Here is a 10822-nt window from a genome sequence, read left to right as displayed (position 1 = left end):
CAGCAGAACATCGCGTACAACGGTCTCTACGGGGTGTGCGAGCACTATTTCGGGAAGCCGCAGCAGGCCGGCACCTCCCATGCGGTGTTCAAGATGCCCTGGGCGGGCGATCCACGTGTCAACATCCAGAACGACAAGGGCAAGGCCAAGGCGTACGAGGTACGGCGAGTGCTCAAGGCGATCGACAAGGAGGCCATGTGATGCAGACCGAGGCTCTGCAGGGGCTCCAGGACCTCCTGCGGGAAGTGATCGCGGACATGGAGGAGCAGGGCGAAGAGGTGCCGCAGCCATTCGCTGAGCGCAGCTACTCGGGCAAGTTCAACCTCCGCGTCGGCGAGAGCCTGCACCGCGAGCTCGCCATCCACGCCGCCGAGGATGGGATGAGCCTCAACCAGTACGTCCTACGGAAGCTCAGCGCCGCCTGAGCGGTCGGGCAGACCGTGTTGCGGTAGAAAGCGCAGTTGATCAACTAACTGTTCATCCCCGCTGCGCCCGTTTCTCATCAAGCTCGCCTGGCGAGTTCGCCAACGGCCGGCAGGGTCACTGAACGGCCGCGCCCACCGGCGTGCCACAGCACCTGTAGACCGGAGCGCTGGCATGCCCCCAACCGCACCGTGGCCCCGCCGCGTCGTGATCGCGGTGGCGTTCACAGTCACCCTGCTCGCCATGGCGGTTCCCGCCGGAGCACACCCGTACGGCTATCCGCAGACCGTGACCGTCGCGGCGGACGCGGCCCGCCCCGAGGTGGTCCACCTGCGGTGGAAGGCGGGCGGCGTCGACGAACTGACACTGCTCGGCGTCAAACTCGGCCTGCTGCCGCAGGACCGCGTCCTGCTCGACGGCGCGATCTCCTTCCAGGCTTCGGACGCGACGGTGCTCGCCTCGTCCGCGCCGTTCGCGAACTACCTGCTCACGCAGATGACAGTCAGCAGCGACGGCCATGCCTGCGCCGGCACCGTCGACCCGCCGCGTGACCTCGCCGGCTCCGGTGTGGACGTCGACTACACCTGCACGGGGCCGGTCGGCGTGGCCCGCGTCGAGGTCCGGATGTTGAGCGATCTCGACCAGGCGTACCAGACGGTGGCGACCGGCCCGCAGGGCAAGCGCCAGGTGTACGGCCCCGGCCGGTACGCCCACGACTGGGCGCTCGGCGACGTGCCCGCGGCGAGCGAGGCGAGCGTTGCCGATCACGGCCACGACCGCGCGACCGCCTGGAAGGTCGCCGGGAGCGTCGGCCCCCTGCTGCTCGTCGCGGCCGTCGTCGCTCTGCTGCGACGTCAGGTACGTCGCCGGCGGCTCGCCCGCGCCCGACCGTCCTGAGACCGGCCACCCGCTCTGGCCCCCCTGCCCGCGGCGGTCGGCATTCCGGTGCTCGGCGTCGGCGGTTCCTCACACCCAACAAACTCGCACCCCGACGAAGGAGAAACCTCGCCATGACGCACGCACTACGTGCGCGTAGGAAGCGAACACGCGGACTCCTGTCCGCGGTGGCGCTCCTGCTCATCGCCGGACCGGCGACGACCCTCAGCCCCACCCTCGCAGGAGCGCAGACCGTCCCGACCAGCGGTAACGCGCCGCTGATCAGCTTGAGCGACGGGCAGAACGTCGAGGGTAAGGTCCCCGTCGTCGTCGAGCCGGTCACCGAGAACGACTCGGTCACCACCCTCGCCGTCGACGGGGACCGGATCGGCGCCGACAAGACCGCCGGCACCGCCCACTTCGCCTTCGAGATGGGCGGCAACGGCACCGAGGCCCGCTACCGCAACTACATCACCGTCAACGGTCACACCGCCGAGGCCGACCGGGTGTACCTCCCGGACATCCCGGGCGGGCAGGTCGGCACCCTCGACTTCCCCGGTGACTGGTTGCAGCCCGGCACGAACACCGTCACCGTCCAGGCCGGAGCGAACTGGGTCGACACGACCACCAAGACCGTCGTCGGCTACGAGGAGTTGCCGAACGGCGAGGGTGGCCGCTGCCCCAACTACGACGACTACGCGTTGAGCAGCATCAGCCTCAGCCTGCTCGGCGTGGTCGCCGACGGCGAGCAGAACCTGTTCAGCTACAGCTTCGGCGACGGCACCTGCGGCAGCTCGGCGAAGCTGCTCAACCAGGCCCTGACCTTCGTCATCTCCGGCGAGCCGGGCAGCACGTCCGGCCTGCGCGCCGACCTGGACACCACGAAGCTGACAAACGGTACGCACACCGTCAGCGCGACCACCCTGTCGGGCGCGAAGACCTCCGTGACCGTCGACGTCAACAACGCGCCGGCCGGCGCGGCGGTCGTCACCCCCGGTGACGGTGCCCGTGTCCGTGGCACGCGGCCGGTCATCGCCGCGCTGCCCAGCGGCGGCAAGGACCACGTGGAGTCGCTGGCCATCGACGACAAGCCCGCCGAGAACGCGGAGACGCTGGCCACCGGCACCGCAACCCTCGGCCTCCGGGTCGAGGCCGGCAACTCGATCGAGGCCCGCTACCAGAGCTACGCGCTTGTCAACGGCCACCGGGTCGACCTCGGCGGCGACTACGGCGCGGCCGGAGCCGAGGACGTCAGGCTGGCGTTCCCGAACCGGTTCCTGCGCCTCGGCGACAACGTCGTCGAGGTCCGCACCGGTGACTACAACGGCACTCTGAACGGCGCGACCTGCGCCAATCACGACGACTTCACCCTCAACCGGGAGGCCACGAGCCTCACCCTGAGCACCGCCGGCACGGTGACGGCCGGCACCACGTACGTCGTCACCACCAGCGGCACGACGGTGACGAAGGCGGAGACGACAGCCGCCACGCTGGCGCTGGGCGACGGCACCTGCGCGGCCAACAGGGACGCCGAACTCCACTTCACCGTCGCGGGCGCGCCCACGACCCGTACGGTCGACACCCTGGGCAGCGGCGGCGACGCGCACCTGAAGATGTTCGTCGGCGGTAACGGCAGCGACAACGGGTACGACAACAGAGTGCTGATCAACGGCATCCCGCTGGAGATCGGCATGTGGGAGAAGGAGACCGCCGACCTCGCGTTCCCGAACGAGTGGCTGGTGCCGGGCGTCAACGCCGTGGAGTTCGTCGTGGGCAACGACCACGGCAGCACCAAGCCGGGCGGCTGCGACAACTTCGACGACTACACGCTGCGGGACTTCCAGCTCCTGCCGACCGACGCGAAGGCGACCCAGCTGACCCGCTCGATCGCGCAGACGACTGTCACCATCGGTTCGGCGAGTTACCCCGCCGGTTCCCAGGTGACCACGTACCTCGGCGACGGCACCTGTGGCAGCAGCTACAACTCGGTGCTGACCAAGGTGGTCCTGTTCGACGTGACCGCGCCGGACGGCGCGGCGCTGCCGGCGCTGGGCATGCGCGCCGACGTGGACACGACGACGATCGCGGATGGCGCGCACACCATCAAGGCGGTCGTCGGGGACAAGACCTCGACGCGGCGCTTCACCACCGACAACACCGCCCCGGAGGTCGAGAGCAGTGTGCCGGCGGCCGGGCAGCGGCTGACCTCGACAGTCGCGCTCAACGTCAAGATCAAGGACGCCTCGGGCGTGGTCGGCACGCCGGCCATCACCCTCGACGGCGCGGCCGTGAAGCAGGGCGACCAGATCGGCCACGGCCTGCCGGCCGGTGAGCACACCATCGCGCTGACGGCGACCGACGCGCTCGGCAATACCGCCACCCGCGAGGTGCGGTTCAGCAGCGCCAGCATCCCGGACGTTCCGACCGAGCTGAACTCGACGGTCAAGAACACCGACCCGCTCTCGGCCGAGCTGTCCGCCCGGATCCCCGGCGCCGACGGCGTCGGGCTGACCGCCACGTTCACCAGGGCGGACGTGGTCCTGCCGACGGGCGGCTACCAGGGCGAGGCGGCCGACGTGCCGACCACACTGGACGTGCAGCACGACAAGACCGTGGACGTCGCCTCGCTGCGTCCGCTCGACGGGGCGACGATCGACACTCCGTCCAGCCGTGGGGTGATCTTCCAGCGGTACGACCTGCCGGTCGGAACGACCAAGCAGGAGCCGACACTGCGCTGGTCCGGCACCATCGACCCGGCGCGGATCGTGGCGCTGCGGGCGTGGGACCCGGCCACCGGAAAGTGGGTCGTGCTGACCAGTTCGCGGGGGCAGGCCGGGCAGGACACCGTCCTGACCGCGCAGATCGAGGCCGGCTACCGCGACGGCGGTGTCGTGCACGTGCTTGTCACCGGCGAGGACCCGTTCGCCGACGACCTGTCGCCGCACGACGCGTCGGCGCAGAACGACAAGGACCGCTTCGAGGATCCCGCGTCGTACGACTTCTCGTTGGCGCACTTCACCGACACCCAGTACGTCACCGAGGGCGCGGCCGGCGGCACGTACGACGACTTCGACGGCAACGCCGAGCCCTCGGACGTCGAGACGGCCGAGGAGCAGGCGATCTGGTCTGCCGCGTACCGCGACCAGATGCAGTGGATCGCCGACAACGCGGCCAGCCGCAAGATCGCGTACGCGGCGCACACCGGCGACGTCATCGAGAACGACTACTACGACCCGCTGGCCAAGAACCCGGACGGCTCGCTGAAGCGGCCCGGTCTGCACGAGCAGGTCGAGAAGGAACTCGCAACGGCCTCGGGCTTCCAGAAGATCCTGGACGACAACGGCGTCGTCAACCAGGTCATCGCGGGCAACCACGACGACCAGTTGGGCGCCGAGACGGGCCCCACCTCCCGGTTCAGCCGGACCTTCAGCGCCGACCGGTACTACGGGACGGCGAAGGGCTGGCCGAAGGGCACCGAATACCACGCCTGGGACGAGAAGACGAACGCCGACGGCTCCGTCACGCCGGGCAGGGACAACCAGAACAACTACCTGCTGTTCTCCGCCGGTGGACTGGACTTCGTGGCGGTCGGCCTGTCGTACGGTGTCACGCCGGCCGAGGCCAAGTGGGCTGACTCGATCTTCAAGCGGTACAAGGACCGCAACGGGATCCTGCTCTCCCACGACTACCTGAAGCCGTCGCCCAACCCGGACGGTCGCGGCGCGGACTTCTCCGCGCCGGACGGCTCGCCGCTGTTCAAGCAGGTCGTCGAGGTCAACCCGAACGTCTTCCTGGTCCTCGCCGGTCACGAGCACGGCGTCGGCACCAACCTGAAGTCGAAGATCGGCGTCACGGTCAGCCACGACGTGGTCGAGCTTCTGGCGGACTACCAGTTCTACACGGTGACAGCCGCCGAGCTGTGGCCGACGCGGGTCGCCCCGGACGGCACGATCGACGTCAACGGCGACGGCACCCCGGACCACAAGGCCACCGACCGGCTGCAGTTCGGCGCGAGCTTCCTGCGCCTGCTCCAGTTCGATGTGGACCGGGCCGAGATGCACATCGACACGTACTCGCCGTTCCTCAAGAACTTCGGGGCGACCGAGTACGACGTCCGCCAGGACGGCAGCCAGCCGAAGCCGCGCTACAACGGGTCCGAGGACAACCTGACCCTGCCGGTGGACCTGAGCACCCGCAAGACGTCGTTCACCACCGACTCGCTCGCCGCGTACGTGCCGTCCGGCACGATCGGCACCGACGAGGTGACCTCGAACGGCGTCGCCACGGCGACCTGGGACAAGCTGCTGCCGGGCACCTCGTACGGCTGGATCGTGTCGGCGAAGAGCGCCGACGGTGGCGAGGCGGTGGCCCAGCCGGCCGTGTTCACGATCGCCAAGCAGGTCCCGACGATGACCGTCACCGCCGCCCCGACCAACTGGGGCACCGCGGCGACGGTGACCGTGCGCGTCGCGGCCGGCGGCACGCCGGTAACCGGCGCGGTGGAGCTGCGCGAGGGTACGACAGTTCGCGGTTCGACCACGCTTACCAACGGGACCGCGACGTTCACCCTCCCGGTGGGCCTCGCGGGCGGCCAGCACACGCTTACCGCGTCGTACGCGGGCGACGCCCACCTCACGCCGGTGGAGGCCACCGCCGTATTGACGGTGAACCTGCCGGCGCAGTGGAGTTCGTCGACCGTCTACAACGACGGGGACCGGGTCACCTACCAGGGTCGGGTCTTCCGGGCCTCCTGGTACACGAAGAACCAGAAGCCGGGCGCCGATGCCAACGGCGCGTGGCAGGAAATCGCCATGACCGAGGACGGCACGGCGATCTGGACCGCGTCGCGGATCTTCAACTCGGGTGAGTTCGCCATGTACGACGGTAAGAAGTGGCGGGCCCAGTGGTACACCCGCAACCAGAAGCCGGGTGACCGCAACGGCTCCTGGGAGGAGATCGCCCCGACCCCACCGGACAACAGCCCGGCGGCCTGGACGCTCACCAAGGTCTACAACGCCGGTGACCGGGTGTCCTTCAAGGGCCACGTGTACGAGGCGAAGTGGTGGACGCGCGGCCAGGAGCCGGGCGACAGGTCCGGCCCCTGGAAGCTGATCAAGTAGTCAGGATCGCGTCAACGCCGGCCCGGGACCGTAAGCGGTCCCGGGCCGGCGTGCTTGATCGACTCGGTTTACGTGAAACCGGGGCATCATTCCGCGTCGGATGCCGCGACTTCCTGGAAACCGAGCCGATCACAACGTGCGGCTAGAGGGCGAACAGGAGGACGGCGTCCAGGAGGACGACCACGGCCGTGGCGAAGTGGATGCCGAAGGCCACGGCCTTCGTTCCACCGTTGCGGAGCACGATGACTGTGTCACCCAGCGGGACGAGCGCCACGATCAGCATGAACCAGGCGACCGCGTCGGCGGTGGTGAAGGCGATCAGGGCGAGGCCGAGCAGGCCGTAGCTGAGATCGCGTACTCCCTTGACCGTGAGGTAGGCGGGGTCGCCGTCCGGTCGGGCCGGTACGCCGTACCCGGCGGCTGCGGCCTGCGGCGCCAGCAGGAAGCGCGCGCCGATGAAGACGACGAAGAGGCTGAGCACGATGGCGAGCCCGTAGGCGAGGGGTGACAACATGGTTCGCTCCAATTGCTAGCGCCGCTAGATGTAAGAGCGACGCTAGCAGAGCAACGACAGCATCGCTAGCGATGCTAGAGTTTCGGTCATGTCGACTCAGACGCGCCGGGAGCGCGAGCGGGCGGAACGGGAGCGGGCGATCATCGCGGCGGCCCGCGACCTGGCCCTGGCGGAAGGCTGGGACGCGGTCACCACCCGCCGGCTCGCCGCCGAGATCGAATACAGCCAGCCCGTCCTCTACAGCCACTTCAAGGGCAAGGACGCCATCATGGCGGCGGTCGCCGTCGAGGGCTTCGCCGAGCTGGCCGACGCGCTGGCCACGGCGCGGGCCTCGGCCGCCAGTCCCCGGCAGGCGGTCGCGGACATCGCGGCGGCGTACACCACCTTCGCCGAGCAACGGCCCGCGCTCTACGACGCGATGTTCACCCTCGCCGTGGATCTGCCGTTCGCCAGCCAGGACGTTCCGACCGACCTGGCCCGGGGTTTCGCCGAGCTGGCCGACGCGGTGCGTCCGATCGCCGGTGACGACGACCTGGAGGCGGTCACCGAGACGTTCTGGAGCGGCCTGCACGGGCTGGTCACGCTGATGCGCAGCGGCCGACTCCGCCGCGAGGGCCACGACCGGCGGCTCGCCGTCCTGGTGGACCGCTTCTCCCGCTGACCGCCGCCGGCCGGTACCCACGCATTCGACTCGGTTTCACGGAAACCGCGGTATCAACCTGCTCCGGACACCGCGACTTCCTGAAAACCGAGTCGATCAAGGAGACAGCAGCTCAGTCGAAGGTCGGAAGGGACGGGCCGAGGACGTCGTCGGCGTCCACGATCGTGTACGCGTAGCCCTGCTCGGCGAGGAAGCGCTGCCGGTGCGCCGCGTACTCAGTGTCGATCGTGTCGCGGGAGACCACGGTGTAGAAATGCGCCTGTCGGCCGTCGGCCTTGGGCCGGAGCACCCGGCCCAGCCGCTGCGCCTCCTCCTGCCGCGACCCGAACGTGCCGGACACCTGGATCGCCACCGCCGCCTCGGGCAGGTCGATCGAGAAGTTGCCGACCTTGGAGATCACCAGGGTACGGATCTCCCCGGTACGGAACGCGTCGAAGAGCCGCTCCCGCTCCTTGTTCGTGGTCGAGCCCTGCACGATCGGCGCGTCGAGATATTCGCCGATCTGGTGCAACTGGTCGATGTACGCGCCGATCACCAGCACCTGGTCGTCCGGATGTCTGTCGACGAGCGCCTTCACCACCGGCAGCTTCGTGCGGGCGGTCGCCGCCATCCGGTAGCGCTCCTCGGCCTCCGCCGTCGCGTACGACATGCGTTCCGCGTCGGTAAGCGTTACCCGGACCTCGACACACTCGGCCGGGGCGATCCAGCCCTGCGACTCGATGTCCTTCCACGGCGCGTCGTAGCGCTTCGGCCCGATCAGGCTGAACACGTCGCCCTCGCGGCCGTCCTCGCGTACCAGAGTCGCAGTGAGGCCCAGCCGACGGCGGGCCTGGAGGTCCGCGGTGAACCGGAAGATCGGCGCGGGCAGCAGGTGCACCTCGTCGTAGACGACCAGGCCCCAGTCGCGGGCGCCGAACAGATCCAGGTGGGTGAACGCGCCGCCGCGCCGCGAGGTGAGCACCTGGTACGTGGCGATGGTGACCGGGCGGATCTCCTTGCGCTCGCCCGAGTATTCCCCGATCTCCTCCTCGGTCAGCGACGTGCGGGCGATCAGCTCCCGCTTCCACTGCCGGCCGGCGACCGTGTTGGTGACCAGGATCAGGGTGGTCGCCTTCGCCTCGGCCATCGCCGCCGCGCCGACAAGCGTCTTGCCGGCGCCGCAGGGCAGCACCACCACACCCGACCCGCCGGCCCAGAACGCCTCGACGGCCTCCCGCTGGTACGACCGCAGCGTCCACGGCTTGCGCCCGTCCTTGCCGGCCTCGGCCAGCTCGATCGGGTGCGCCTCACCGTCGACGTAACCGGCCAGGTCCTCCGCCGGCCAGCCCAGCTTGAGCAGCGCCTGCTTGAGCCGGCCCCGCTCGGACGGGTGCACCCGGATCGTGTCGTCGTCGATCTTGTCGCCGAGCATGCCGGCGAGCTTCTTGCTCTTGGCCACCTCGATCAGCACCAGCCGGTCCAGCGCGCGCAGCACCAGCCCGTACGCCGGGTCGTTGGCGAGCTGGAGCCGGCCGTACCGGTCCATCGTGTCGGCCACATCCACAAGCAGCGCGTGCGGCACCGGGTACCGCGAGTACTTGATCAGCGAGTCGACCACGCCCTCGGCGTCGTGCCCCGCCGCCCGGGCGTTCCAGAGACCGAGCGGGGTCAGCCGGTACGTGTGCACGTGCTCCGGAGAGCGCTCCAGCTCGGCGAAGGGAGCGATCGCCATCCGGCAGGCCTGCGCGTCGGGGTGGTCGATCTCCAGCAGCAGGGTCTTGTCCGACTGCACGATCAGGGGTCCACCACTCACGCCAGCGTCCTCTCCTCGGTTGGCCGTCCGGCCGGAACGGGTCGCATACCCGCCGCTGGCCGACCATCCAGTGTTGCACGGCGAAGAAGCTCCCAAGAAAGATGAGCACCGGGTGCAACCAGGACGGCACTCACGAACGTCTAGGAAAGGGACGACCGTCCAAGGGAGGTGCCATGAGGCGTGTCCGGAGCATTTCCCGGTTGGTTGCCCTGGCGGTGGTCGTGCTGGTCGGTGCCGGCGCGTGCACGTTCGATCCGCAGTCCGGCGGGAGTGGTGGCGGGGGAGCCGCCCCGGTCGGCGCAGCGGAACAGGCATCGGGGGCGAGCGGCACGTCCGGGCCGGACCAGCGCGGCCGGCCCACACCGGCCGCGCCGACAGCGAAACCCACCCGGAAACCCACCCCGAAGCCGACCCGCACGGCTTCCACCCCGACCCCCGCCAGCAGTACGCCTACCGTCGCCGGCTGCCCCCAGGGCCAGCACCAGCGTGCCGTGGAGACGTACCTCGCGCGGCTGGGCGGGTTCGGGCCGGTGACCGTGGACGGGCGGCAGTCCGCCGCCGACTGCGCCGCCATCAAGAAGTTCCAGAAGAGGTACGGGATTCGCCCCGTCGAGGGACGCGCCGGACCGACCACCCTCGACGTGGCCCAGCGCCTCGCCACCACCGACACGACCCGCTGCAAGGCCGGCGCCGGCACCACCTTCTGCGTGGACCTCACCCGGCAGACCGTCTGGGCCCTCCGGGGCGGCAAGGTGGTCCTCGGGCCGACGGTGACCCGCACCGGCATGTCCGGCTACCGCACCCCGTCCGGCACCTACAAGGTCAACTACCGCAACCCCAAGGAGTGGTCCAACCCGTACGAGGTGTGGCTGCCCTACTGGCAGCACTTCACCCAGGGCATGGGGTTCCACGAGACCACCACCTACCTGCACGACAAGTCGATCGGCTCGCACGGCTGCGTCAACCTGCTGCACGCCGACGCCGTCCGGATGTGGGAGCTGGGCAAGGTCGGCACCCGGGTGGTGCTGATCGGCCGCCGCCCCGGCACCTGAACATCCCGCCCGACTCGGGGTTTATCCCCTGTCACACGCGTCCCGGTAGTGACACTCTTGGGAGTCCAGGGCCGCACCGGGCGGGGAGGCTGGGCATGACTGTCGACCGTGACGTGATCGCAGAGCATGAACAGGCGCCACCCGACGAGGTGTCTCGCGCGACAGTGGTCGCGTACGCCCTCGCGGCGGCGCTCCTCGTCGGGTGGTTCCTCTTCGGCTGGCTGGTGCTGCGGCAGGGCTTCGTCGACTCGGTAGGTGAGTCCGCCGGCGCCGGCTTCGCCCTGTTGCTTGTCGTCTCGGTGGTCGGCACCTTCCGGCGCAGCCGCCGCTGACCGAGCGGGCAGCAGCCGCCGCTGACCGAGCACGGCCGGCGGCGGCGGTGCC

General features: G+C 69.7%; 9 protein-coding genes. 7 read left to right on the top strand and 2 right to left on the bottom strand.

Annotation, left to right across the window (positions count from 1 at the left end; genetic code table 11):
• The first annotated feature begins 33 nt into the window (after positions 1–33).
• The 4 genes from ACGFIE_RS02125 (at position 34) to ACGFIE_RS02110 (ending at position 6419) form a co-directional block, all read left to right on the top strand.
• Positions 34–201: a toxin HicA gene (locus ACGFIE_RS02125; protein ID WP_393290139.1), complete on the top strand. Its 168-nt coding sequence runs from the start codon at positions 34–36 to the stop codon at positions 199–201.
• Complete coding sequence (locus ACGFIE_RS02120) at positions 201–425, top strand: type II toxin-antitoxin system HicB family antitoxin (RefSeq protein ID WP_393290137.1); 225 nt, start codon at positions 201–203, stop codon at positions 423–425. The genes ACGFIE_RS02125 and ACGFIE_RS02120 overlap by 1 nt, the downstream gene beginning before the upstream one ends.
• A gap of 172 nt (positions 426–597) precedes the next feature.
• The gene (locus ACGFIE_RS02115) at positions 598–1320 is read left to right on the top strand and encodes a hypothetical protein (protein WP_393290134.1); all 723 of its coding nucleotides are present in this window, start codon (positions 598–600) and stop codon (positions 1318–1320) included.
• A 167-nt stretch (positions 1321–1487) separates the two neighbouring features.
• Positions 1488–6419: a carbohydrate-binding protein gene (locus tag ACGFIE_RS02110; protein ID WP_393290132.1), complete on the top strand. Its 4932-nt coding sequence runs from the start codon at positions 1488–1490 to the stop codon at positions 6417–6419.
• 142 nt (positions 6420–6561) lie between these two features.
• On the opposite strand, the gene ACGFIE_RS02105 is transcribed toward ACGFIE_RS02110, so the two are convergent.
• Positions 6562–6933 (bottom strand): DUF4267 domain-containing protein, encoded by a 372-nt coding sequence (locus ACGFIE_RS02105; RefSeq protein ID WP_393290130.1) that lies wholly within the window; start codon positions 6931–6933, stop codon positions 6562–6564.
• Positions 6934–7021: 88 nt separating this feature from the next.
• Here ACGFIE_RS02105 and ACGFIE_RS02100 point away from each other — a divergent pair, with 88 nt between their 5' ends.
• The gene (locus ACGFIE_RS02100; protein ID WP_393290128.1) at positions 7022–7594 is read left to right on the top strand and encodes a TetR/AcrR family transcriptional regulator; all 573 of its coding nucleotides are present in this window, start codon (positions 7022–7024) and stop codon (positions 7592–7594) included.
• A 112-nt stretch (positions 7595–7706) separates the two neighbouring features.
• On the opposite strand, the gene ACGFIE_RS02095 is transcribed toward ACGFIE_RS02100, so the two are convergent.
• Positions 7707–9386: a DNA repair helicase XPB gene (locus tag ACGFIE_RS02095; protein WP_007454807.1), complete on the bottom strand. Its 1680-nt coding sequence runs from the start codon at positions 9384–9386 to the stop codon at positions 7707–7709.
• 173 nt (positions 9387–9559) lie between these two features.
• On the opposite strand from ACGFIE_RS02095, the gene ACGFIE_RS02090 reads away from it, so the two are divergent.
• Complete coding sequence (locus ACGFIE_RS02090) at positions 9560–10438, top strand: L,D-transpeptidase family protein (RefSeq protein WP_393290125.1); 879 nt, start codon at positions 9560–9562, stop codon at positions 10436–10438.
• 95 nt (positions 10439–10533) lie between these two features.
• On the top strand, positions 10534–10770 hold the full coding sequence (locus ACGFIE_RS02085) for a hypothetical protein (protein WP_363687732.1): 237 nt from the start codon (positions 10534–10536) through the stop codon (positions 10768–10770).
• Positions 10771–10822 lie beyond the last annotated feature (52 nt).

This window comes from Micromonospora sp. NPDC049275, assembly GCF_043197115.1.
Classification (GTDB): Bacteria; Actinomycetota; Actinomycetes; order Mycobacteriales; family Micromonosporaceae; genus Micromonospora.
Note: the sequence above shows the minus strand (reverse complement) of the source record. Positions and strands in the feature narration are given on the sequence as shown.